Annotated in this window: 24 protein-coding genes and 1 pseudogene; 10 read left to right on the top strand and 15 right to left on the bottom strand. The window is 52.7% G+C overall.

Annotated elements, in window-relative coordinates:
* Positions 1 to 46 precede the first annotated feature (46 nt).
* Complete coding sequence (locus IAE27_RS22530; RefSeq protein ID WP_070556778.1) at positions 47 to 661, top strand: DUF2913 family protein; 615 nt, start codon at positions 47 to 49, stop codon at positions 659 to 661.
* A gap of 83 nt (positions 662 to 744) precedes the next feature.
* Here the strand turns inward: IAE27_RS22530 and IAE27_RS29690 are convergent.
* The 8 genes and pseudogenes from IAE27_RS29690 to IAE27_RS22495 all read right to left on the bottom strand — a co-directional run.
* Positions 745 to 1,311: pseudogene (locus tag IAE27_RS29690) on the bottom strand (transposase); the annotation flags it as partial.
* Positions 1,312 to 1,586: 275 nt separating this feature from the next.
* On the bottom strand, positions 1,587 to 1,946 hold the full coding sequence (locus tag IAE27_RS22525; protein ID WP_004105483.1) for a DUF4156 domain-containing protein: 360 nt from the start codon (positions 1,944 to 1,946) through the stop codon (positions 1,587 to 1,589).
* 241 nt (positions 1,947 to 2,187) lie between these two features.
* Positions 2,188 to 2,724, bottom strand: a complete 537-nt coding sequence (locus IAE27_RS22520) for an Ail/Lom family outer membrane beta-barrel protein (protein WP_004105482.1) — start codon at positions 2,722 to 2,724, stop codon at positions 2,188 to 2,190.
* 209 nt (positions 2,725 to 2,933) lie between these two features.
* The gene (locus tag IAE27_RS22515) at positions 2,934 to 3,422 is read right to left on the bottom strand and encodes a hypothetical protein (protein ID WP_004105480.1); all 489 of its coding nucleotides are present in this window, start codon (positions 3,420 to 3,422) and stop codon (positions 2,934 to 2,936) included.
* Positions 3,395 to 4,132, bottom strand: a complete 738-nt coding sequence (locus IAE27_RS22510; protein ID WP_047720695.1) for a winged helix-turn-helix domain-containing protein — start codon at positions 4,130 to 4,132, stop codon at positions 3,395 to 3,397. The genes IAE27_RS22515 and IAE27_RS22510 overlap by 28 nt, the downstream gene beginning before the upstream one ends.
* 56 nt (positions 4,133 to 4,188) lie before the next feature.
* Complete coding sequence (locus tag IAE27_RS22505) at positions 4,189 to 5,751, bottom strand: EAL domain-containing protein (protein ID WP_126489538.1); 1,563 nt, start codon at positions 5,749 to 5,751, stop codon at positions 4,189 to 4,191.
* Between the two features lie 58 nt (positions 5,752 to 5,809).
* Positions 5,810 to 6,250 (bottom strand): hypothetical protein, encoded by a 441-nt coding sequence (locus tag IAE27_RS22500; protein ID WP_023330024.1) that lies wholly within the window; start codon positions 6,248 to 6,250, stop codon positions 5,810 to 5,812.
* 32 nt (positions 6,251 to 6,282) lie between these two features.
* On the bottom strand, positions 6,283 to 7,029 hold the full coding sequence (locus tag IAE27_RS22495) for a winged helix-turn-helix domain-containing protein (protein ID WP_154022705.1): 747 nt from the start codon (positions 7,027 to 7,029) through the stop codon (positions 6,283 to 6,285).
* Between the two features lie 484 nt (positions 7,030 to 7,513).
* Between IAE27_RS22495 and IAE27_RS22490 the strand changes: the two genes are divergently transcribed.
* The 8 genes from IAE27_RS22490 (at position 7,514) to arsC (ending at position 15,834) form a co-directional block, all read left to right on the top strand.
* A complete protein-coding gene (locus tag IAE27_RS22490; RefSeq protein WP_154022704.1) occupies positions 7,514 to 8,050 on the top strand; it encodes a fimbrial protein in 537 nt (178 codons plus the stop codon).
* 60 nt (positions 8,051 to 8,110) lie between these two features.
* On the top strand, positions 8,111 to 8,869 hold the full coding sequence (locus tag IAE27_RS22485; RefSeq protein ID WP_200092880.1) for a fimbria/pilus periplasmic chaperone: 759 nt from the start codon (positions 8,111 to 8,113) through the stop codon (positions 8,867 to 8,869).
* Positions 8,853 to 11,408: a fimbrial outer membrane usher protein gene (locus IAE27_RS22480; RefSeq protein ID WP_108704572.1), complete on the top strand. Its 2,556-nt coding sequence runs from the start codon at positions 8,853 to 8,855 to the stop codon at positions 11,406 to 11,408. The genes IAE27_RS22485 and IAE27_RS22480 overlap by 17 nt, the downstream gene beginning before the upstream one ends.
* A 4-nt stretch (positions 11,409 to 11,412) precedes the next feature.
* The gene (gene stbD, locus IAE27_RS22475; RefSeq protein WP_070556732.1) at positions 11,413 to 12,747 is read left to right on the top strand and encodes a fimbrial usher protein StbD; all 1,335 of its coding nucleotides are present in this window, start codon (positions 11,413 to 11,415) and stop codon (positions 12,745 to 12,747) included.
* Entirely contained in the window at positions 12,713 to 13,447 is a 735-nt protein-coding gene (locus tag IAE27_RS22470) for a fimbrial assembly chaperone (RefSeq protein WP_070556730.1), read from the top strand. Before stbD ends, IAE27_RS22470 begins: the two co-directional genes overlap by 35 nt.
* A gap of 253 nt (positions 13,448 to 13,700) precedes the next feature.
* Positions 13,701 to 14,051: a transcriptional regulator gene (locus IAE27_RS22465; protein WP_070556728.1), complete on the top strand. Its 351-nt coding sequence runs from the start codon at positions 13,701 to 13,703 to the stop codon at positions 14,049 to 14,051.
* 51 nt (positions 14,052 to 14,102) lie between these two features.
* Positions 14,103 to 15,395 (top strand): arsenite efflux transporter membrane subunit ArsB, encoded by a 1,293-nt coding sequence (gene arsB / locus IAE27_RS22460; RefSeq protein WP_070556726.1) that lies wholly within the window; start codon positions 14,103 to 14,105, stop codon positions 15,393 to 15,395.
* 13 nt (positions 15,396 to 15,408) lie between these two features.
* Entirely contained in the window at positions 15,409 to 15,834 is a 426-nt protein-coding gene (arsC, locus tag IAE27_RS22455) for a glutaredoxin-dependent arsenate reductase (protein WP_004105466.1), read from the top strand.
* 34 nt (positions 15,835 to 15,868) lie between these two features.
* Here the strand turns inward: arsC and IAE27_RS22450 are convergent, their stop codons facing one another.
* Positions 15,869 to 16,405, bottom strand: coding sequence for a GNAT family N-acetyltransferase (locus tag IAE27_RS22450; RefSeq protein ID WP_049593597.1), 537 nt, complete (start codon positions 16,403 to 16,405; stop codon positions 15,869 to 15,871).
* A gap of 176 nt (positions 16,406 to 16,581) precedes the next feature.
* Positions 16,582 to 17,841, bottom strand: coding sequence for an MFS transporter (locus IAE27_RS22445; protein WP_200092879.1), 1,260 nt, complete (start codon positions 17,839 to 17,841; stop codon positions 16,582 to 16,584).
* 214 nt (positions 17,842 to 18,055) lie between these two features.
* Between IAE27_RS22445 and IAE27_RS22440 the strand changes: the two genes are divergently transcribed.
* Positions 18,056 to 18,568, top strand: a complete 513-nt coding sequence (locus IAE27_RS22440) for an AAA family ATPase (RefSeq protein ID WP_004115234.1) — start codon at positions 18,056 to 18,058, stop codon at positions 18,566 to 18,568.
* Between the two features lie 58 nt (positions 18,569 to 18,626).
* Here IAE27_RS22440 and IAE27_RS22435 read toward each other — a convergent pair whose 3' ends face one another.
* From IAE27_RS22435 to IAE27_RS22415, 5 genes are all read right to left on the bottom strand, one after another.
* A complete protein-coding gene (locus tag IAE27_RS22435) occupies positions 18,627 to 19,067 on the bottom strand; it encodes a nucleoside 2-deoxyribosyltransferase (protein WP_004115232.1) in 441 nt (146 codons plus the stop codon).
* 200 nt (positions 19,068 to 19,267) lie between these two features.
* Complete coding sequence (locus tag IAE27_RS22430) at positions 19,268 to 20,917, bottom strand: OFA family MFS transporter (RefSeq protein WP_016809697.1); 1,650 nt, start codon at positions 20,915 to 20,917, stop codon at positions 19,268 to 19,270.
* 374 nt (positions 20,918 to 21,291) lie between these two features.
* Complete coding sequence (locus IAE27_RS22425; RefSeq protein WP_004105443.1) at positions 21,292 to 22,449, bottom strand: CdaR family transcriptional regulator; 1,158 nt, start codon at positions 22,447 to 22,449, stop codon at positions 21,292 to 21,294.
* Positions 22,446 to 23,621: a glycerate kinase gene (locus IAE27_RS22420; protein ID WP_108704574.1), complete on the bottom strand. Its 1,176-nt coding sequence runs from the start codon at positions 23,619 to 23,621 to the stop codon at positions 22,446 to 22,448. Before IAE27_RS22420 ends, IAE27_RS22425 begins: the two co-directional genes overlap by 4 nt.
* A gap of 13 nt (positions 23,622 to 23,634) precedes the next feature.
* On the bottom strand, positions 23,635 to 25,005 hold the full coding sequence (locus tag IAE27_RS22415) for an MFS transporter (RefSeq protein WP_023321586.1): 1,371 nt from the start codon (positions 25,003 to 25,005) through the stop codon (positions 23,635 to 23,637).
* Between the last annotated feature and the right edge of the window lie 16 nt (positions 25,006 to 25,021).

The following is a 25,021-nucleotide window of genomic DNA, read 5'->3' as shown; positions in this document are numbered from 1 at the left end:
AAGGGACGTTTCCTTTTAAGCATTAATGTCGTTGGTTCTTTTGCGCATGAACAAAGATTCTTCTTTCGTCAATATTGGACATTTAGCCTGGTGCGCTTTGGTGGCTCTCGGCCTTCAGCGGCACGATCGGCTTGTTGTTACCGAGGCGCAGGAAAACCTATTTCTGATCCGCTGGTTGGCCGATGCCAGAAAACAGAAGAGATTCCCCAGAAATTTAACTGGGCATATAGACTGGCTACTTGCTCAGGGGCGTCGACTTGGCGTTCGGGCGCGTCTGAATCAGAAACTGCATTATTTATGGCTTATGAGCAGCGGCGATCTTCACAATATGCCGGATCTACTTCGATTGACCTATGCTATCGAAATGGCAAAAGCCGGCGGTTGGCAGTATGACCTTGTTGATGAGAAGAAGATGGCGGCTGGTATCAGCAAATTCCAGAATATGGATTCGTTTTGCCTGGAAAGAACAGCTGTCGAGGAAGGATTTGATGCTAACGGGAAGCAAATAGCCCCACTTTATGTCCGCGTTTTTGGTCAAGTTGAGAAACTGCTGTCACTTCTGGACTGCTTTGGACTTAAACTTGACGTAATCGAATCGTATTCAAATGAATTCTCTGTAACCAAATCTTCGATTTTTTTGCTACAGCCAGTGATGGCCTGACGGAGATACGCAACACGGTATATTTAGTCAGGCTTTGTTGAAAAACAGATTGTGGGTAAGCATCCCCGTAAACGAGGATGTTGTCAGGCAATACGCCCACTTTCTGGCATTCCTGCCTTCGTCATTTTGTTCAGCGCACGTACTATGGCCAGAGCCTCTGCAACCTGACTTCAGCGCACCACCGAACAGTTGTTTTACTCTCTACATCACCGATTCCGCTATCGAATGGCGGTTAAAATCTGTTGCGTATTTTCAACGGGCATTGCTCCCGCTTAGCCGCTGATTTGCAACCGTATGGTTCCGGTCTGCATACTCCCCCGGCCAGTAACCCGCTCCCTTTCGGGAAGGTATAGGGTGCTGATTTTCTTTCGGCGCAGTTCATCACGATATAACCGCGTATAATCAGCGCCGTCCGCTGCGGCTGATCTGATTTTTCGGTGTGTCTGCCAGATTAAGCCCAGAGAAGGCTGCTGCGTCCGTGATGTTGTTCAGTGACGTTCGGTGCAGATAATTTCATGTGTTTTTGCATCTACAGCAATGTGCAACTTTCGTCAGATGCGACGGTATTCTTTGCCGTGTTTTTTGACTTTACACTCACCTTCACCGGAGACCTTCCATCCTGTGGAATCAATCACGAGATGGGCTATTTCTGCCATCTGCCTTATTGTCCCGTCAGGCCCGAGGGATGGGTAACCCGTACATAAAACAATATGAAGCGCAGAATCTGTAGTTTGGCAGGAGTGCAATTATAAGAGAAAATCCCTTTTCTGCTATGGGGTTAGGCGTATTCTTCAGCCAGGCTGGATTAAGATGCGTTCTTCAATGCGAGAATCGCAGTTGAGATGCTCACGGGTCGATGAGCATCTCAACTGCGTTAGGGATATCTTTGGCAGGGCCGCCGGATGATGAGCCAGAATGGCGTATTTTATCGTGGGCAGCGGTAAACGGTTCCGCTCAATGTCACATTGGTTTGCTGGCTTGAGCCTGTGCCATGATAGGCGCTTCCGGTTTGGCCAGCCCTTTGGGTTAACAGTACCACTACGTTCCCCCCCATTTTCCACGCTTTATTTTTTAGATCGTTACGGGCACCCGTCTCCAGATTGCTGTTTGACGTCCAGCCTCCCGTGAAAAAATTCCCCTGGCTACCGGTGACATCGCCTAAATAGGTGCACGAAGTGTCCGGTTCATTATGCGTTACACGCACGCCTTCAGCACCGTGCTGGAGGGAATTAGCGCTGCAAGCTGTGAGCATAAGAGCGGAGAGAAAGACTAATTTTTTGTTCATGTAAAATCCTTAATCAAAATCGCTAAAATAATCAAATAGGGTGCGAAGCCAGTCGGATGTTGAGGCGCATCGTGCTGGCAATAAAATGTTCTACCCGGAGGATTTAAGGGGTGTATAGCTTATAAGAATAATTTTATATAAATACTTAAAAGGGCTATAACGTCTCTTACCGTATTGATGATATTCTTTTTTTTGTCAGAGATGATGAATTCCTTGCCATAAACAGAGGCGTCTTTATTTATTAAAAACGATAACCTACGCTCACGCCAAATGTGTTTGTATCAACGTAAAGTAATTTAGCTGTTTCCCATGACACATCCAGGGAAAGGTTAGTGAATGGATTAAAAATAAGACCTGCACCATAGGCAAAAGCATCTTCTGAGGAAGATTGATTGTCACGGTTTTTGACCTTCATACCAGCCATACCTACATTACCATATAAACTAACATAGTCATTAATCCGGTAGGTCGGTCCTACCATTAACGAACTATAGCTAGTGGTATTATCGCCATCTTTATGTAGTTTTCCTGCGTCCCAACGGTAATGTTGTACTTCATGACGAGTTGCCGTGAGAGAGGTCAATACACCCCAGTCAGAATTGAACTCATAGCGATATTTTAGATTGAGCCCGCGAAGATCCTTACTTGCAGATTTCTTTAACGCGCTAAGATGCGTTTGTGCATAGCCAAGGGAGAGGGTATGGTTTTCCATCGCCAACGCTAATGAGGGCGAAAATAATAGTGCTGCCATAATCCATGGTGAAAAAGCACGCTGCATGTAAAGCTCCTTGTTGGTGAAAAGAACAATGCTTATGTATAAGCAATAACCGTAGAAGGATGATTGCGGCAGCCATATAACCAGAAAAAGCGAGTAAAAGTTATGAAATTAGTCTTACATGAATTTTACCGACGTTTTCAGAAAAAGTAAGATTTTATAACTCATTGATATTACTGATTTTATGTCAATTATTTCACGGCGGCGTTGGTTTATTGCGCGGTACATACGTTATATATCTGCCGATTGATTGAGTACAAATAAGTGCTGTTACCGACCCTGGTGATGCGAATTTCATTGGCGGCATCGGGGTGCAATACGCGAAAATGTGCTAAAAAATCACCGGCGGTGTCGGTAGAAAAAACTTTTACCGAATCGACATCAAATGTATAAATGCCGGGGCCAGGCATTTGCAGATTCTTCATATACACATCGCGATACAACACTTTTTTGATTTGCTCTTTAGTGGTGATGTCATACTGCAATGTAATGCGTTTGTTTTTGAAATCGAGGACGATATTGCCATTAGCGAGAAAATTGCCAGGCAGGACTGAAGTTACCGTTTTAGTGGTGCATAGAAATGAATCTGCATCTGACAGAGGATAGCGCTGCTGGCGTGCCTGTAAAATCAGCAGCACAAAAGATGCTGCCAGAATAAGTAGCGTAATGCCTCTTAATACCGTTCTTTGATAGTGATGCATTTGGGCTCCGAAACATTCAGTTGATTCAGACACTGAACAAAAATATTGGTGTCAGGAACGCGAATATAATAAATGAAATTGCCGTTTTGCTTATAGACTTGCTGACTCAGTTCGGAAAAAGCCCCCACCGCATCCTCGAGAGACCGATTATCTTCAGTGACACCATAAAAGGTATATCCGTTATAGGTTCCCAGCTCAGAAAAGTAGTCTGGATGGCGTTTGCTGTAGAGATAAATGACCATCAGCAGGAACAGCGTTGCGCAGATTAAAAATAGCCACTCTTTTCGGTTTGAAACTGCCTGCGAAGACTGCGTTGGTTCAGGCAACGATTCTGCAACTGGCGCAACGGTGTCGCTGGCTCTATTTTGCGTTGCGGGTGTTGATTCATCTGGCAGTGGTTCGATAGTTACCGAGAGCGTCACACCAACCTTAGGGCGCGTTAATACCGCAGAACTGGAAAGGCCGATTTTTTCAAACGAACCGCGTAATTGATTGATTAATTTGTAATAGCTGGCACTGGAAACCACCACACCTTTTCGTCCCCACACCCAGGCGATTAAATCATCTTTTTTAAAGAGTCCCTGATGAAAAGCAAGGAGCAAATTGCATTCAGATTCAGAAATTTTTAAGCTTTCGCGATCGCGTGATAAGGTCATCCGCTCGCAATCAAGAATGACTTTCTTATCAATTAGGTACTTATTCTTACTCATAGGGCCTTCTGCTAAGAATGAGTCGTTCTGGTTTAACCATTATGTTACCTCAGTGCCTACCGATCTATTGAAAGGTTTTTACTTTTAATCCTTTCATTTTGCTCATTGCCCCGTGTATCAAGCCAGACCGTAAAATCATCTGAATTCATCGGCTTTGCGTAAAGATAGCCCTGTATAAAACCTACGTTATGATCGAGGATATAGCGTAGCTGATGCTCTGAACTGACGCCTTCCGCAACGATATTAAGTCCCAGCCTTTGACTAAGCATAATAATGGTATCCAGAATGGGCACGTCGCTGCCGCTGGTATCAATCGTATCGACAAAAGTACGATCGATTTTCAGATAATCAGCCGGAAGCTGCTGAAGGTAAGAAAGCGAGCAGTAGCCGGTACCAAAATCGTCAATCGCTATCAGTACGCCTTTCTCACGCAGCTGCATGAGCTTATCTGACACTAAAGCCGGTTGAACAATGAGGCTGCGTTCGGTGAGCTCCAGCATGAGGCGCAGTTTCCCTAAGCTTGCCAGTAGCGATTCAACATCGGCAATAAAACTCTCATGCACCAGATGTTCAGGTGAAATATTTACGCTGATATAAAAATCCCCGGCAACCTGCCACCGTTCGACATCCTGGGCGATGAGCTTAAATAAGTGACGCGAAAGCGGAACGATCATCCCTTCGTTTTCTGCCGCGGTGATGAAAATGTCGGGAGTAATAAAACTCCCATCCGGAAGGGGCCAGCGCATTAATGCCTCCACGCCGCCGCAATGAGCGCGGCTGACGTTAAATACAGGTTGATAATGCACCGTGAACTGCCCGTTTTTCATACCGCGGGTGATTTCTCGGGCCATGGATAGCCGTTTCTGGGCCCAATGCCGGTAAAGAAAAAGGGTCATAAATGAGAAGCAAAGCGAGAGAGGGATAAAGATAAGCAGAGATTTCATCCACAGAGCCATCAATGTCGCGAGAGGCGCGCCGACGGTAAGCGAAATCTTACCGTCGGCGGTGACGAAATGTTGGGTCATCACTATTCTGTCACGCTGCGCTGGTTGGCTGATAATCCTATCGCCCTCGCCAAACCGCAGGCTGAATACGGCGGCTCTTTCCTCTGCGAGGACATCCATCAGTTCCTGAATATAGCGAGAATCGACGATGACAAACGCTGATTTTTGTGCCGTCACCTGCTCCGTGTAAACCACCGCAGGTCTGCCTGGTCCTCCGGCCATCAAGTCAAATGAACGGACCCATCTGGCAGGTAACGGCGTCGGGAGCGTTTTACCCGGCGGCAAAGGAAAAGGGTGCGCCTGCTCCCTGGTAACAAAGGAACAGAGCAGGTTGCCGTTTTCCAGCAGACCGATATCGCGGATATAAGGGGTAAAGGCGCGGGTTCGGTTAAGCTCCGACAGCATTTCAGCGCAGGGTCTGTCCGCTATTTTTACGGTTTTTGCGGTGACCCGCCATGAGGCGGTTGATACATCGTTACTGAAACGTAATAAGGTATTCGCGCTCAGGGCCACGTCCTGTTTAAACTGTAGTACGCTGACCAGCAGCGCTAATATAATCATCACGACCAGCGGCACAAGCACTGAACAAATCACAAAAGATAGCTTTAGTTTCACTGGCTTTGTCTCTCATTCACGAAGGGATGCGCGGCTGTCTCGATGGTCGCAATACTCATTATGCTTTAGCGCTGCCGCTGGTGGTGCAGAAATTATAGATCTGCCGGTTCAGTGAAAAAAGATAGGCCCTCGGACCGATTTTATTTATCGTCAGCTCATTCTCGGTTGCCGGCTGCAGGAGACGCAGCCAGGAAAACATCTCACCCGTCGTATCAGAATTAAATTTGTGCACGGCTTTAACCCGAAAGGTGTAGGTTTTCATGCCGGTGCGGTTAAGCGGGGTGATTGCAACATCCTGAAAGAATAACCGCTGCTCTCGCCGTTGATCCTGCACGGAATAATGAATAGCAATGCGGTTCGACTTAAGATCCAGCACCAAAGTTCCGTTCAGTATGAGCTCTCTCGGCTTTATATAAATAGTTGATTTGGCAGTGCAAATAAGATTATGTATTTCGTCTGCATCGCGCCTGGCTCCTTGATATACCAGCGTTGCCAGCATGATACATCCGCAGAGCAGACCGCACAGGATGACTAGTAGCGTTCTTTGATGGTAATGCATTTAGGTACCGCCGTTTCAACAGGGTTCAGACACTGCAAAAAAAGATTCATATTCGGTTCGCGGAGATAATAAAGATAATGTCCGTTCTGGCGAGATAGCGGCAGCGTCAGGGTGTGATAAGCCGAAAACACCTCCTTAAATGTCACTTTATCGGTAGCCATCTTAAAGAAGATATAGTCATCCTCATTACCGAGCATCCTGAAGCTACTGTTGTGTTTATTTTGCGCTGGCGCATGCTGAAATAGCATCGCAACACCCGTTAACAACAACAGTGTAATGGTCAGGACGAGAGGGTGTATTTTGGCTGAAATCTTTTTAACGTCCGGCGTGAGAGCCCGTTGGCTATCTTTTTCGCACCCGGCATCCCTGACGTTTTCGCATCGTGGCGTAGGTTCTTTTTTGATGGGTTCTAACGCCAATGATAACGAGACGCCAATTCGTGGTCGCGTAACAATATCGGCCGCATTCAGGCCAACAAGAACAAAGTTATTCCGCATCTGGTTAATCAGCTTGTAATAACTCGATTCGGAAACACAACCCGCACGGTTCTTCCAGACAAAATTAATAATATCTTCCTTTTTATATATTCCGCGATAGAAGGCAAGGAGTAAATTTGTCTCCGATTCTGAAATTTTAATGATTTTATCACCGTTGGTTAATGTCATTTTAGCGCTGTCAAATATCACCTTTTTAGCTATTAGTAACGATTTCTCATCCATGGTAAACCCGATCTTTAATACGTTTTGCTGTCGCTTGCTATATTAACATGGGGCAGGAGGATTTCATCCCTCTTTGCATCAGTAGTCTTCTGTGACGACATTCATACTGATGCTAAAAATGTTTTTTATTTAGTTTACTTCCTTTTAAATCATGTGGTTATTTGGTTTTTGTGAATTTTTCTTACCGGTATTTGAATTTATGAATTTCCGCATGCCAGGTAAGTAAGGAAAATTTAAGGGTTATTCAGCACGTCAGGAAGCTCTTTTCCGAAAATTATTTCTAAGATTGGCCTTAAACATGATAGCGCCGCGGGGCTATAACGCCAGTTGCTATACGCCCTGTTTCAGAGGGGCGCACAATAAAACTTGCCCGGCGACAAGCTATTTTGTTTGGCCTCAACCAAAGGACGTTTGCTTTATCTGCTTTATTAGCAGAGCGAGTAGCGTTAGTTGAAAACAAACAGCAATAAAGGAATAAACGACCATGTTCAAGAAAACGACACTGGCTTTGCTTACAGCCTCATTTTTTATTTCTACCAGTACATTTGCGATGTCCAATAATACCATTACCTTTCGTGGTGAAGTTTCCGATGAAACCTGTTCTGTAGCCATTAACGGTAATCAGGCAAAACCGGTAGTTATTCTGCCGACGGTGAGTGCCAAAGAACTGGCGAAAGGCGGAGATACCGCGGGTCAGGTGACATTCGATATTGGTCTCACCGGCTGTACGGGTAATGCCGATAAACCGACCAAAATCTCTACCGTTTTTGTCGGTAACCAGGTGACCAGCAACGGTAATCTTGGAAATACCGGGGACGCCGCCAACGTAGAAGTCCAGATTCTCGATACGGCTGAGAAAGTTATCAATCTGACCAACGGTTTCAAAGGTGAAGGCGATCTGCAGCTGAAGCCGGGAGAGACGGAAGCCAGCGCCACTTATACCGCGCAGTATTACGCCAACGGCGCGGCATCGGCTGGTACGGTCGAAGCCACTCTCCAGTACGCCGTTTCCTACCTGTAAAAACGCTTCCTGGTCCGGTGCTTGTCGTCGGACCCTTTTGATAGCAATGGAGTTGTTGCAATGAAAAAGGATGCTACCCGTTCAGGGCTGCGCTATCTGATGGCGCTGCTACTCCTGTTTCTTCCCGCTGCCGCGGCATGGGCCAGCGTCACCATTGTAGGCAGTCGGATTATCTACCCGTCGACCGTACCCTCTGTCGATGTACAGCTAAAAAATAACGATGACTTTCCCTATGTCGTACAAACCTGGTTTGACGATGGCGATATGCGTATTGGGCCAGAGAACGCGAGTGGCATTCCTTTTATCTCGACGCCGCCGGTATTTCGTATCCAGCCAAAAGCAGGCCAGGTGGTGCGCGTGGTGTATAGCCAGCGTAAAGCGCTGCCGCCCGATCGTGAATCTGTCTTCTGGTTCAATGCATTGCAGGTACCGCCGGCCAATATCGGCGGCCGTCAGCAGAATAAAGTGCTGGTAATGTTACGGACGCGGATCAAACTTTTTTACAGGCCGGAAGGGATTGGTTCACCGGGCAATCTGGCTAAAAAGCTGCACGTTACCGTAGTGCGTAATGCCCGAAAAGGTGCCGGTATTGTTATCAGCAACCCGCAGCCCTGGTATGCATCCCTCAGCAACCTGAGCGTGACGGCAAGCGGCGTATCACGTCAGCTTAATGTCGAAATGGTTCCACCTTTCTCCAGCCGTACTTTCTGGATACCTGGAACATTCAGCGCCAACTCGCTTAACGGTACCGTCACCGTGACGTTGGTTAACGACCAGGGTGCAAGGATAAGCGAGCGTTATCATGTCGCCGAAGGTTAAATTCTGTCGCAAAAACATCTTCGTTTTCTTAGCCGTAGCCTGCTCCGGTCAGGCTTTTGGCGAAGAATACTATTTTGATCCTTCTCTGCTGCAGGGGACGGCTTACGGGCAAGGTATGGCGAGCGTTAACGGACCCGGTACGCCCGCCGGAGAGTATCTGGTTGACGTTATGGTCAATGGCTCGCTGCTAAAATCCGGCGTAAAGATCCGCTTTACTCCAGCTAATGGCGAACAACGCACGGAGCCCTGCCTTCCGTTATCGCTGATGCAGGCCGCTCGGGTAAAATCGCTCCCGGACAAAGCGCCTCAAAATAGCTGTCGTCCGCTCAGGGAATGGGTATCCCAGGGCGAATGGCAATTTGATAACGCGATGCTACAGCTCCGGCTTACGCTGCCGATGAGCGAGCTGATACACAGGCCGCGCGGCTATCTTCCGCCTTCGCAGTGGGACAGCGGCGCGCTGGCTCTGTTTTTACGCCATAACACCAACTGGACCCACACGGACAACACCCGCCAGCACTTCCGCTACCAGTATTTGTGGAGCGGGATCAACGCTGGCAGCAACATTGGACTGTGGCAGCTCCGCCATCAGGGTAACCTGCGCTATGCCGACAGCAACCTGAGCGGTAGCGACTGGCATTACAATCGCGTACGCAGTTGGGTGCAGCGACCACTCGCCGCAATCGACAGCATCCTGACGTTTGGTGATAACTACACTGACTCCAGTTTATTCGGCAGCCTGTCGTTTAATGGTATGAAACTCGCCACGGATGAGCGCATGTGGCCGCAGGGCAAACGCGGCTATGCGCCAGAGGTACGCGGCGTGGCGGCAAGCAGCGCGCGGGTGGTCGTCAAACAGCTGGGCAAAGTTATCTATGAAACCCATGTTCCGCCCGGACCGTTCGCTATTGACGATCTTTACAACACCCGCTATCAGGGTGATTTGCAGGTTGAAGTGATTGAGGCTAACGGAAAAGTATCGCGCTTTACCGTGCCCTATTCTGCGGTTCCCGACTCGGTGCGACCAGGCAACTGGCACTACTCTTTTGCTGTTGGCAAGGTCCGCCAGTACTACCGCATCGACAACCGCTTCCTTGAGGGGACGCTGCAGCACGGGGTAAATAATAATCTCACTCTTAACCTCGGATCGCGGTTGGCGCATGATTATCAGGCCTGGCTGATCGGCGGCGTATGGGCGACCCGCCTTGGCGCATTCGGCATGAACGCCACCTGGTCTGGCGCGCGAGTGGAGCATAATGACCGTCAGCAGGGCTGGCGAGCGGAGCTGAGCTATAGCAAGACCTTTTCCACAGGCACGAATCTGGTGCTGGCGGCCTATCGCTACTCAACCGGTGGATTCCGCGATTTGGAGGATGTATTTGGCGTACGCCGACAGGCGCAAAACGGCATTGATTACTACTCCGACACGCTGCATCAACGTCAACGCCTTTCGGCGACCGTCAGCCAGCCCTTAGGCCATTCAGGTACGCTCAATCTCAGCGCCAGTACCGCCGATTACTACAATAATCAGTCGCGGATCACGCAGCTGCAGCTAGGCTACAGCAACCAGTGGCGAAAAGTGAGTTATGGATTTAACCTCGCCAGGCAGCGTTCCACCTGGGACTATGGCCGCTTCTACCGCAGCGTTAACGAACCGCAGGATCTGAGCCAGCGGCAAAAATATACCGAGACGACGCTGTCTTTTACTCTCTCCATTCCATTTGACTGGGGCGATAGCCCGATATCCGTAGCGATGAACTATAACCAGTCGCGCGTGAATCACTCTTCAACCCTGTCGATGACCGGGACCCGTGGCGAGCAGAGCGAACTCTCCTGGTCTGTTTATGGCGGCTATGAGCGCTATCGCAATGGGGACGAAGGGGCATCGACGACTTTCGGCGGTAATCTCCAGCAAAACACCCGTTTTGGCGCGCTGCGTGCGGGCTACGACCAGGGAAAGGACTATCGGCAGGTGGCGCTGGGCTCCTCCGGGACCCTGGTGCTGCATTCCGGTGGCGTGACGCTCGGTCCTTACGCCAGCGACACCTTTGCATTAATTCACGCCGATGGCGCGCAGGGCGCAGTCGTCCAGAACGGTCAGGGGGCGGTAATCGACAGTTTCGGTTACGCCATTTTACCTGCGCTATCTCCGTATCGTCGCAACAACGTCTCACTCGATACTCGCCAGATGCGCAGCGATGCTGAACTGACGGGGGGAAGCCAACAAGTTGTTCCCTATGCCGGTGCGATCGCGCGGGTGAACTTCTCCACGATTACCGGCAAAGCGGTGCTTATCGCGGTGAAAATGGCGGATGGCGGCATTCCGCCGATGGGGGCCGAGGTCATTAACAGCGAAGGGGCCGTCATTGGGATGGTCGGGCAGGGTGGGCAGGTTTATGCCCGTATCAGCACTCCCTCAGGCTCATTGCTGGTGCGTTGGGGAAAAGGGACCGATCGACGTTGCCATGTGCCCTACCAGTTCGATCTACATTCGCCTGAAAACGTGATTTATCTTACAACGACCTGCGAGAGGGAATAGTCTCATGTGTTATCTTCGCCAAACGCTGCTACTTGCTGCTACCCTGCTTTTCAGCACCGCGTCCTGGGCTAACTGCGTTAAAGTGACGGATAATAGTTTCCTTTCGGAGGCGGCGATTAAAGCAGGCTATACCGCGCGCTTCTGGCGCGGCGCCTTTGATGACAATATCGGTCATCTTGGTCTGCCGTCAGTCATTAGCGTTAGCGCGAATAATAAGTTCCAGCCTTCCGGCACCGTGCTTGCCAGTACGGTGGGTAATTTCCTCACTGCAGGCGTTCAGACGCCCTATACGGCAAAGCAGGTGCTTTACCGCTGTGATTTGCAGGACGCCGGGAAGCTGTATGAATTGTATTCAACCAACGGCGATAACTACTTTGTTGGTGGAAGTCGGGCGAAAGAAGTGGAGGGAGCCTACTATGACGCGGAACGTAACGTCGCGGTACGCATGACGAATCTGAGTACCGGCGAATACTATAGCCGCTTCTGGAAGCAGCGCCAGCTTACTGCGGATAGTTGGTTTCAGGACGATCGCGCAATTTATATTCCCGCAGGCGCATTTAGTAATGTCCTGTATGAGATGCTTAAAATCGCCGCCTCGGATCAATATATTTTTAACGACAGAATTAACAAAGACACCTATAACCAGCCGCGCGGTTATATCGCATTCAAGGGGCCTGGCTTACTGACCTCCGCTATTCAACCCGGTATGGATCATGCTTCAAGTTATTATGGTTGGCCCGAATCCTGGCCCGGTGCGTGGAGTAGCTACAATCAGGTCACCTATATTCGCGGCGCGGCCTGCTCCATTGAAGATTATCCCGCGACGGTGCTGCTTCCTACCATTACAGCGGAGGCGCTCTCTTCTGGCGAAAGCAGCGAAGCGCCTTTCAGCATAACGCTGGAGTGCGAAGCTGGCGCGATGTCCTCGACTCATCCCACCACTAGTGTCGCTAACGTAGCCATGGGTTTTTTAGTCAATCAGCCCGGCGCCGTGGCCGCCGCGCGCCGCCTTGGCCTGACTACCACCGGCGGTGGATTAACCTGGTTACTGGACACGCATTATGGCGGAAAGGGCGTGGCTTCCGGAGTAGGAATACGGATTTACGATCAGGGCGGTGCGCCGCTTAACCTTTTGCCGGACAAAGTGAGTACCGGGACGGGCAACGCCCGTGGCTGGTATGGATATAAAGAGCTCACCGTACTAACGAGCAAAAAAGACCGCGGTTCGGTAGAGGTCTGGCACGGTGATTTTACCGCCTCCCTTGAGGCGCTCGGTGGACAACCGGTAACGGTAGGGAGCGTGAATGCGCAGTTACAGGCAGTGGTTAGTTTTCAGTAAGGCGGTGTTAGCGCTGCTGTTGCTGGCAGGCGTCAATTCCGCGCCGTTTGCTGCGGTTAACGTTGACCGAACCCGGCTCGTATTCGCCGCTAACGATATTGCCCAGTCGCTGACGCTCGCAAACGACAGCGTAACGCCAATGCTGTTACAAGTCTGGACCGATGCCGGAGAGACCGCCTCTTCACCCGATAATAGTCGTACGCCGCTGGTGGTATTGCCGCCCGTCTTTAAAATGCAGCCGGATGAGTTGAGAACGCTTCGCGTGATGCTGAGCTCGCGGCGCAGTCTGCCAGAGGATCGGGAGAGCCTGTTCTGGCTCAACATTTACCAGATACCGCCCGAACTGAGCGCGACGAAAAGCGCTACCCGCAAGCTAGTGTTACCCCTACGGCTGCGGTTGAAGGTATTTATTCGTCCGACCGGCTTAAAGGCGCCCACCGCCAATGATGAACAGAAACTGCGCTTCAGCATCGCTTCGCAGGGCATCACGATAACCAACCCAACGCCGTGGTATATGAGCCTGACAGTAACGGCAACAAAAGGAATCAGGATCGGTTCCATCATGCTCGCGCCGTATGAGCGGCGGGATGTGGTGCTCTCTCAGGCACCGGCCGTGGGAACGACGGTAAACTATGCGGTGATCAATGACTCCGGAAACTGGCGAACCTATACCGCAACCATTATGGCGAAAGAGAGTTGAACCCTGTTTTTTTACCCCATCCCTCCCCGCGCCGCAGTAACGGATGTTTCCGTCGCGCATCCCTTCCTCACGCCGGGCTGCATAAGCGTGACGGCTGTGGTTTAATATTGACCAGGATTGACCCGGGCATCACTTGAGTTGATTCATCCGCCAGGCGTAGCGGTTCCTTTTTTAAACATATATGATTTTTCATATTCAATATTGATATTGCGTTTCCGTGGAGTATCCTGTCCGTCAACAATCGGGAGGAATGATGTCATTAACATCCTTACAGCTTTTCAAAAATCTGTCCGATGAAACCCGTCTGGGTATTGTGCTGATACTTAAGGAGATGGGGGAACTGTGCGTGTGCGATCTCTGCACGGCGCTGGATCAGTCGCAGCCCAAGATCTCCCGCCATCTGGCAATGCTTCGGGCAAGCGGACTGTTGTTGGATCGCAAGCAGGGTAAGTGGGTGCACTATCGTTTATCACCGCATATGCCTGTATGGGCAGCACAGATCATTGAACAGGCCTGGTTAAGCCAGCGAGAGATCGTACAGGTCATCGCTCGCAAGCTGGCATCAGCAAACTGTTCGGGAAGCGGTAAAGCGGTTTGTCTTTAAAATTTGCCGTAACATATATGTTTTTTCAAATGTGATTTTCAGGGAGGGGGTATGCTACTGGCAGGTGCTATTTTTATCCTGACCATTATTCTGGTTATCTGGCAGCCGAAGGGGCTGGGCATCGGCTGGAGCGCGACGCTTGGCGCAGTACTGGCTTTGATATCTGGCGTTGTGCATGTGGGGGATATTCCGGTGGTGTGGAATATCGTCTGGAACGCGACGGCGACCTTTATTGCGGTGATTATTATCAGCCTGTTGCTCGACGAGTCCGGCTTTTTTGAATGGGCGGCGCTGCATGTCTCTCGTTGGGGAAACGGTCGTGGCCGTTTGCTGTTTACCTGGATCGTTCTACTCGGCGCTGCGGTGGCGGCGCTGTTTGCTAACGATGGTGCGGCACTGATTCTGACTCCCATTGTCATCGCCATGCTGCTGGCATTAGGGTTCAGCAAGGGGACGACGCTGGCCTTCGTGATGGCTGCCGGTTTTATTGCCGATACGGCCAGCCTGCCGCTTATCGTGTCGAACCTGGTGAATATAGTCTCGGCGGACTTCTTTGGACTGGGCTTCACTGAGTATGCGTCGGTAATGGTGCCGGTGGATATTGCTGCTATTATCGCCACGCTGGTGATGCTGCATCTGTTCTTCCGCAAAGATATCCCGCCGACTTACGATCTGGCTCTCCTGAAGGCACCTGAAAAAGCAGTAAAAGATCCGGCTACGTTCCGCACCGGCTGGATTGTTTTGATTCTTCTGCTGGTAGGTTTTTTCGTCCTCGAGCCTCTCGGGATTCCCGTTAGCGCAATTGCGGCAGTTGGGGCGGTAATACTGTTTACCGTGGCGAAACGAGGTCATGCCATTAACACCGGTAAAGTGCTGCGTGGCGCACCCTGGCAGATCGTTATCTTCTCATTGGGGATGTACCTGGTGGTCTACGGTCTGCGTAACGCCGGGCTAACCGAATACCTTTCAGGGGGGCTAAACGTACTGGCGGATAAAGGACTCTGGGCCGCGACGCTGGGTACTGGCTTCCTGATGGCTTTCCTGTCTTCGATCATGAACAACATGCCTTCCGTGCTGGTTGGTGCGCTCTCTATCGATGGAAGCACCGCAACCGGCGTTATTAAAGAGGCGATGATCTACGCCAACGTGATTGGCTGCGATCTGGGTCCGAAAATTACGCCGATCGGTAGCCTGGCAACGCTGCTCTGGCTGCACGTCCTTTCACAGAAGAATATGACCATCACCTGGGGCTACTATTTCCGCACCGGGATCGTTATGACTCTGCCTGTGCTGTTTGTCACCCTGGCCGCGCTGGCGCTACGTCTCTCTTTCACTTTGTCATGAGATACTGCTATCTATGAGCAACATCACCATTTATCACAACCCGGCCTGCGGCACCTCGCGTAATACGCTGGAGATGATCCGCAATAGCGGTACTGAACCCACCGTTATTCATTACCTTGAAAATCCACCGTCACGCGATGAGCTGGTCAAACTCATTGCCGACATGGGGATCGCGGTGCGGGCGCTGCTGCGTAAAAATGTTGAGCCTTATGAAGAACTGGGCCTCGCAGAAGATAGATTTACTGACGATCGGTTAATCGACTTTATGCTGCAGCATCCGATCCTGATTAACCGCCCGATTGTGGTGACACCGTTGGGAACGCGTCTGTGCCGTCCTTCTGAAGTTGTTCTGGATATTCTTCCCGATGCCCAGCAAGGCGCTTTCGCTAAGGAAGATGGCGAGAAAGTCGTTGATGACGCGGGTAAACGGGTGAAATAAATATCAAGTGGGTGAATGCCCCCTTATTCCTGCCTCAGAGCGTAAGGTCTGAATCTTCTGGCTGAGTACTGTTCCCTTCACCCAGAATGCGCTGCAGGAAAACCGTGTCCAGCCAGCGGCCATGTTTGAAACCAATATCTTTCAGAGTGCCTATTTCAGTAAATCCTGCGCGGACATGCAGCGCAATGGAAGCCACATTAGCGCTGTCACCCACAACCGCAATCATCTGACGATATCCCTGGGACTGTGCCCAGGTGACGGCTCGATCGAGCAGCGCTTTTCCGATGCCCTGTCGCTGATAACGCGGATCAATGTATATCGAGTTTTCAACCGTAAACCGGTAGGCATGGCGTTCGCGGTAACGAGAAAGATAACAGTAGCCGATGACCGTATCGCCCTTGAGGGCGATATACCATGGAAACCCATGAGACTGAACGCGACTCAGTCGGTTCAGCATCTCCTGCGTATCCGGAGGTTCGGTTTCAAAGCTACCTGTACCTTGCAGAACATGGTGAGCATAAATATTGCGTATCGCGGTAATGTGCTGTTCTTCAGCATGAATAATGTGCATCGTATCGCTCCGTTAACTCTGGTTGACAGTGTACCGGAGTGAGTCATGAGCGGATCGAGACTTAATTTATAGATTGTATAAGAGAAACTTAGAGGAGCGAAGTTGCACCGCCGCCCTGCGGGGTCTTCGTTGCTCTGGACATGAATGCCACCACCACTGATGAGAGAGGGCTATCTCTAAACGTTGTCATGGAGGTGACGATTATCTGTTGATGCCTCCTGATGCCGCTTACGCAGTTTCAGCAGCCGGGAAACCAGTATTACCACGGCGAGACCGGCCATCAGCGCCGCGCAGTGGAAGGCGATTCTGCCACCGGCATGGAAGTAGATCCAACGGGTTGCCTCAATGGAAGCGGCAAACGCGCTCAGGGCCAGAATATTCAGCGTAGCGGACACGGTGCCTTTTGGCAGATGATGGGAAAAGAGCGTGAAGCGGAACAGCACCGGGTAGAGTAGCCCAATCCCCAGCGCATAAACGCTGGTACCCAGCACCGACCAGAACCAGACATGCGGCCACATAAGATTACCGACCAGCAGGATCATCAGGCCGGTCAGCTGTATCGGAACGGTACGCCAGATAAAGCGCGGCGAAGTGGGGTCTTTTACCACGTTCGCCACGATCGCGCTGGCGATAATCAGCCCACTGAACACCGGCACCTGAGTCCAGGCATATGCCGCGGGAGACATGCCGCCGTGCTCAATCAGAATCACCGGAGAGAGCGCCACCCAGGTAATCATCGGCACGTTGCCAAAGGCCACCGCCAGCGAACCGGTCAGCACCACGGGATGACGAAACGCCGCGATGAAATCAGCCAGCACTTCCCCCGGTTTAAATCCCCGCCCCTGAGAGATAACGGTTTCCGGCATCTTAAAAAGCAGCAGGGCCCAGGCCACCAGGCCCAGAGCGCCAATAATGGCGAACAGCAGTTTCCAGTGCATCACCGTCATTAGCGTCGCGCCGGCCAGCGGTCCGATAACCGGCGCAAGCAGGACGATAGAGGTCAGCGCAGCCATGATTCTGATTGAATCGGTTTCCCCAAACGCTTCCTGAATCGACACATAGCCCACGGTCGAGATAAAGCAGATGCTGGTTCCCTGGATAAAGCGGGCGACGAAGTATTGCGCGATCGAAGCGACAAACAGCATGCTCAGGCAGGAGAGAGCAAAAACCAGGGCGCCGGTGAGCAGAACGGGGCGGCGGCCGATACGATCTGACAGAGGGCCCAGCAGCCACTGCAGCGCCAGGCCGCCAGCCATATACAGGCTGACCGATGCCGGAGCAAGGGTGACATCAGCCTGAAGCTCGTTGATGATATGAATAATGCCTGGCTGAATAAGATCCGTGGTCAGGTAAGCCGAAAAATCATAAATAATCATCGCCAGCGGAAACAACATGACGCTGCCGTACTGGATTAAACGCCGTGGCGGGGTATTCATGCGGGCTCCGGGAAATCTGCCATCCTGCATCTTAGTATCTGTAAACCAACTCAACCGACCCTAAACGGAGATAAAATAAGCCTGTTTTTTGTGTGGTTTTTTGGCCTTATACCACGTGCGCACATCAGCGCTGGACGTGAGGCAATCGGCGCTCTATTGTCATCAACGTCCGGAAATTGTCATCCATTAAAGGCTCTTGAATAACGGGATATCTATGTTACTGATCTTTGGCGGCCTGCCCGGTACCGGGAAATCAACCATTGCTCGCCTGCTGGCCGCCAGGCTGGGGGCCGTCTGGTTACGAATCGATTCGATTGAGCAGGCGCTGATCCGCGCCGAAACCGTCACCCGGCACGATATAGGACCGGCCGGATATCTGGCGGCGTACGCCATTGCTGCGGATAACCTCAGGCTGGGCAACGTGGTGATTGCCGATGCGGTAAATCCCATCGCCATTACCCGCCAGGCCTGGAGAGAGGTCGCGACCGAGAATGCCGCGCCTTATCTGGAGATAGAAGTGACCTGCTCCGACCAAACGCAGCATCGGTATCGCGTGGAAAACCGCGCAGCGGACATTCGCGGACATATCCTGCCGGACTGGCAACAGGTCATCACCCGTGATTACGAACCCTGGCATTCTGCCAGCCTGGTGCTGGATACCTCAGTACTGAGCGCCGAAGAGGCGGTAGAGCGGATCGTTGCGCATATTGAGTCGCACCGCCGGTAAGCCTATGAACACTCCCCGGGCGAGGGAAAAAAGCGGTCGCTCAGACGACCGCGTGGTATCAGAAAACGTCGCCGGTAAAGATATTCTTTTTCAGTTGAGTAAAGTCGTAAGTCGCCAGCTCTTCAGCGCTTTGGGTATAGTAAGTCAGACTTTCTGAAATCATCAGGTTTAGCTTATTCCCTTTTTCCTGAACGATAATCAACGGCTTTTTAAACGCGTGGGCATAGCCGATTTCGTATGCCGTACCGCTATCGACGTGATCGTCAAAGAAATCAACAACGGCAACCACCACCGTGGCTTCGTCGAGATGCTTGATATCGTTCTTAAAGATGAAATCGCGCCAGGGTAAAGTGCCGTATTCCAGATTCTCCGCATCGGCCAGGCGTGGTGAGAAAAATTTATCTACCGTTTTATTGGCGGTCAGCGCCTGTTCGACGCGCTGGACGCGATCAACCTGGTCGTCGCTGAAAAAAGGACTCGCAATATAAATATTTACCATCAATCGATTCTCCTGAAGATTCATTGAAGGCTGCAGTCGACCGGTAAAAGTTCGACGGACAGTCTTCTTCCCTGATAGGCAGTTAGTCTATTCACCTGAGTCGTTAGAATAACTTTATCGATGGATGCTGACTATGTTACGTGCTGCAAAGTGCGCTTTCTCTCGTCTGGCCGATGCCGCCCGGCATCGGCGGCAAGACTTTACATAAAGAACTTCACGGCCTGCTGGAGGGTGGTGCCGACGCCCCATAAAAGCGGCACGCTCACCGCTAACCAGCTTACGGTTAACAGCAGCGTGGACGGGCGGGCCTCCCACGTGAGCTGAGCATCCTTATTGATGGTATACAGACCTTTCGCCTGCTGCTGCTGTTCCGCGGTCATCGCATGCTCTTCCGTCAGCGGACGCACCAGCTGATTACAGATAAAACCCATCACCAGCAGGCCGGTCAGGACCATCAGCGTTATATCGTAGACGCGCTCGGGCGGGACTCCGTGCGTCAGCTGATACTCGCGCAGATAGTTCACCAGAACCGGGCCGCTGATCCCGGCCGCCGACCAGGCGGTTAACAAGCGTCCATGAATCGCGCCCACCATTTGTGAGCCAAAGACATCAGCCAGATAGGCGGGAATACTGGCAAAGCCTCCGCCGTACATCGAAATGATAATGCACATCGCGCAGACATAAAGCGCGATATAGCCGCCGTGATTCACCAGCGGCAACGTCCCGTACAGCACGGCGCCCAGGCAGAAAATGATCGCAAAGGTCATTTTTCGCCCGCACAGATCGGATACCGATGCCCAGAAAAACCGTCCCAGGATGTTAAACAGGCTGAGCAGGCCGGTAAATCCTGCGGCCATGGTAGCAATGCGTTTCAGCTGCTCGCCGTTCAGCTCATGCCAGCTGAGATCGAGCGACAGCAGTTTGCCGGCAAAGATCTCCTGCAGCATCGGCGAAGCCATACCGAGAATACCGATCCCCGCGGTGACGTTGAGCCATAGCACCATCCACAGCAGCCAGAACTGTGGGGTACGGCAGGCGACGCGGACGTGCACCTGGATCGTGGGATTATTGCGGATCGTTTTTTGCGCCTTCTCGCCCGAAGGGTGCCAGCCCATGGGCGGCAGGCGATAGCCAAAGGTACCGGCAAGCATAAATAGCGCATAAATCGCCGCCAGCGCCAGAATGCTTTGCCATACCCCGTTGCCGGTCGGACCGGCGAAGTAATTCATCAGACCATTTGCCAGCGGCGCCCCCACCAGCGCTCCCCCGCCAAAACCCATGATCGCCATCCCGGCCGCCATTCCGCGCTTGTCAGGGAACCAGCGCAACAGCGTCGAAACCGGTGAAATATAGCCCAGTCCGAGACCGATTCCGCCGATGACCCCGGCCCCCAGCCACAGCAACCATAGCTGATGGAAATAGATGGCGACGCTGGATAGCAGCAGGCCGCCGCACCAGCATAAGGTGGCAATAAAGCTCACCAGCCGCGGTCCAACCTTCTCAAGCCAGCTGCCCCACAGCGCCGCCGAACAGCCGAGAAAAACAAAAAACAGCGTGTAGGTCCAGCCGAGCATGGAGATTTTCCAGTCGCAATCGCGGGTAAACAGCTGCTGCCAGAACGACATATTGACGGGGCATTGAAGGGACTCGCTTCCTCCTATGAGCTGCGACATAGGCAGCCAGTAAACGGAAAACCCATAGGCCATACCTATGCAGAGATGAACGGCCAGTGCGGCCGGTGGCACCAGCCAGCGGTTAAAACCGGGCCTGGCGATGATACGTGGTTTCGCGAAAAAATCGCGTAGGGGAGAGACCGGTGCGGTCGCGATGTTTTCATTCATTTGCGCCATTTTCCTGTCCTTTTTATCTACATTGGCCGACGAATGCTGCGGTCGGGGAACGTAGATAAAAGGCAAGAAAGGTGCCATTTGATTAATTTGTGTACAAAAATGGCGACTGAAGCGAGCAAGCTTCGCCGAAGGGATGAGGCGAAAAGCCAGCCCTCGGCAACGAAGGCGCCTGTCGGGATAAAATCGCCGGGCGCGCTATTATTTTGATAAACGTCTATCTCAGAGTGATACGCGGTGCGAGGTGGCGATGGCGCGCGGCGCTGAGCGTTTTTGACGTCAGCGCTCTCCTCTGCTGGCCAGCAGAACGCGACCGGCACGGTGTTTGCTGTGAAGGGCGGGCGAGGGCGCGTACCGGCCTGCTCGCCCGGCGCACGTTAGCTTAAGGTATCAATCCATTCGCTCTGGCGCGGGTTCTGCCGACGATAGCAGTGTACCGACACCGCCAGCTGCGTCAGGTCGGTGAAGACCATCGGATCGAGCTGAATATGCTTTTTAATCTGCTGCAGCCGGTAGGTGAGCGTATTGCGATGAATCCCCAACAGCAGCGACGTTTTGCCCGGCTCGGCGTTATTGGCAATAAAGCTGCTGAGGGTATCCAGCAGCACTTCGCCGGAATCATGCTCAAGCAGCTGGCGTACGTTATTGATAAAAAAATTGACCATATAGCTGTCTTCCAGCACCCGGAACAGGCAGAGCATCGCCATTTCGCGAAAGTAGTAGATCTGCCGCTGCGGCTGTACTTTGCTCCCGACCTCAATCACCGAACGGGCGAATCGGATGGCCTCGCGAATATCCGGAGCGCTGTCCGCCTGCACGCCAATGCCGATATGGTAATGGCTGATCTGATTGCTGAGGACAAACTCGATGCCCCGCAGCAGCGTTTCCTGGGATTCGCTCAGCGTATTGAGGATCAGGATCTCATTGCTGCCCAGCAAAATGACGTCTCTTACCCCGGCCAACTGCGAGAATTCTCGCAGCAGCGTACTCAGTATTTCGCTTAGCTGATGCTGTTCAACCTGCACGGTCACCACGACCGGCACCAGCGGAGCATCAAAAGCGAAGCCAAGCTCAACCAGGCGATGAAGCGCTTCCTGTCCGGCGGGCGAAGCGCCTTGATCAAGATATTGACCAAACAGGGTATCGCGCAGACGCTGTCGCCAGTTGGTTTCCCGCATCTCTATGGCCTGGCGGACCAGCAGCTCGGCGGTGAGTACCGCCAGTTCAGCATAGCGGCTGATCGCTGCGGGATCGCCGCTGATGCCCACCACCATCACCACGCGATCGTCATAGATAATGGGATGATTAATACCGGGATGCACATTCTGGAAACGCGCGGCTTCCGCGGTGTTGTTAATACAAATGCGTTTACCGGTACGTATCACCTCACGGGCGATCTCATGCTGCTCGCCGATACGATGCCGTTCACCTGAGGCAATGATCTGTCCATGATGGTCAATCACGTTCACGTTATGATGAATTATCGCCATTGCCCGGGCGACAATTTCATTAGCCAGCGCCGTCGTAATAATCATACAGTTATCCGCTTATGTGCCTCTCCGCGCCGCCCGCTCAGAAAGGTTCGTAGAACATTCTCCGCTGCGTCGGCGAGGAGCTGTTCGCATGTGTTCATCGACTCCGCCAGCGGCATAGGGCGCTGGCAAATAGACCACATCGCGTCAATATGGTGTTGATACAATTGCCGACTGCTCTCATCGCGTCCGCCGCAAAGGGCCACAACCGGTACGCCGTGGCGCGCCGCTTTGCCCGCCACGCCCACCGGGGCTTTACCAAAGGCGCTCTGACGATCGAGCCAGCCTTCCCCGACGATGGTCAGCGCGGCATCGCTAAGATGGCGGTCGGCGTTAAGCAGTTCCAGCACCAGGTCAATGCCCGGGCGCAGCGTGGCGCCCGCATAAGCGATCAGCGCGGCCCCCATACCGCCCGCGGCCCCGGCGCCGGGCCGTTCGCTGATGTCGTAGCCGAGCGTTTGCGTAAGCTGCCGACTGTAGTGCGCCATACCCGCCTCCAGTTCCCTGAGCGCGGCCTCGTCCGCGCCTTTCTGCGCGCCATACACCCAGGTGGCGCCATTTTCCCCAAGCAGAGGATTCGTGACGTCGCAGGAGGCCTGTATTTCGGCCTGTCGTAAGCGCGGATCCATGGCGCTTAAATCGATGCGCTGAATATGCGCAAGATCCTGACCCGCCGCGGGAACCGGCAGCAGCGTGCCGTCCTCGCGCCAGAAGCGAGCGCCAAGCGCCTGGGCAAAACCGATACCGCCATCGTTGGTCGCGCTGCCGCCCAGCCCGATAATCAAATGCCGACATCCGGCATCCAGCGCCGCTTTTACCTGCTCACCCAGCCCAAAGCTGCTGGCCAGACGCACATCCCGCTGCGCTTTCGGCGTGAGCTCCAGCCCACAGCTTTGCGCCATCTCGATAATGGCCCGTTCGCCGGGCAGGATCAGAAACGCGGCCTCTATGGAGAGACCGTAAGGCGAGGAGCAACGCTGCTGCTGCCACCTTGCGCCCTTCAGCTGCGGACTTTCCGCAAGGGCCGAGAGCAGCCCCTCTCCGCCGTCTGACACGGGCATTTCGACCAGCTCCAGCCCCTCGTCAACCCGGCGCAACCCCTGTGCTACCGCTGCGCAAGCGGCCTGCGCGCTACAGCTACCCTTAAACGAATCCAGCGCGATAACAATCTTCATGCGTTCTCCTGCGTTAATGCGCTTTGCGCGGCGTTTTATCGGTGGTCATGAGCTGCAATAACATCCCCAGCAGCGCGCATCCCGCCATGGTAAAGAAGGCGTAGATATAACCCGCCGGATTTTCCCATCCCCCACCGAACTGGATGAGCCAGCCCATAAGCAATGGCGAAATGCCGCCGCCGATAAACATCGCCGTGGTGATAATGCCGTTGGCGGTAGAGGTGGCGCGTTCTTCGGCGGAGTCCGAAGCCATTGCGTAGTAAATAGGCCACACGGCGTTGGCCACCAGGCCAAAAAATAGCTGAATGGCGATAAGACGCGGCATATTGGTGGCGAAATAGAACAGCGCAATGCCGATACTCATCCACAGACCGCAGACGATCAGAGTACGTTTACGGCCAAAGCTATCGGACAGCCAGGGCCAAATTATCTGGCCCAGGGTACCGGTAAGCGTGAAGATAATACTTAGCCCGGCGGATGCTGCCAGCGACAGGCCGGAGACGTGATAAAGATACGGCGGCAGCACAACGTTAATGCCCATATAGACAATTTGCGTCAGCAGGGTATTGCCCGCCGTTAGCGAAATATTGCGGTTGCGCAGGGTGCGTAAAAAGGTCTTCATCCCTTCGCCTTTGGCAACATGGCTGCTTTCCTGGGTCGCCGGGCGCGTCATCCCCTGGCTATCGATATGCAGATAAAGCGTGTTGATGCGATCGGCGGTGGAATATTTCGCCCAGAAAATCATTAGCGGGATGGCGACGATCAGCGCCAGCAGGAAGCAGTAGCGCCAGCTGCCTTCGCCAAATGCGGAAAGCACCAGACTTGCCACCACGCCGCTCAGCAGCGCGCCAATCGGATAGCCGGTATGATGCACCCCCAGCGCGAAGCCGCGTTTCTCTTTCGGCCACCACTCTGCGGTGTTGCTGACGCCGACGGGCTCGCCCCAGCCGGCCCCGAGGTTGACGCCAACGCGCAGCAGCACAAAGGCCGTCAGCCCGTGGCTGATCGCTTTAATACCGGAAAGAAAAGAGAGGGCGGTATAGCCCAGCACCAGCGGTACCTGAAAGCGCGCTCGCTTCCAGCCTGAACCGTAGCGATCGCTCCAGATGGAGCCGGGGATATCCAGCACCGCGAGGGCAACCATAATCAGGGCGACGACGTTGCCCCACTGTTCCGGCGAAAGCGAAAACTCTTTAGAGATGACCGGGCCAAGGCGCAGGATCATCTCGCGATCGTAGGCGTTAAGCACCCAGATTAGCCAGCAAACCAGCAGCGAAACCCAGGAGAAACGATGTATCAGCCGCTTTTTTCCACCTTGTTCGCCGGCAGGTGTGTGATTGATTGTTGTCATAGTCGTGTTTACTCCGCGGCGTCGCGACAGCATGATGCGCGCCGCCTGG

Source organism: Klebsiella sp. S69 (assembly GCF_016516145.1).
Classification (GTDB): Bacteria; Pseudomonadota; Gammaproteobacteria; order Enterobacterales; family Enterobacteriaceae; genus Klebsiella; species Klebsiella oxytoca.
This window is presented reverse-complemented; position numbering and strand designations above follow the sequence as displayed.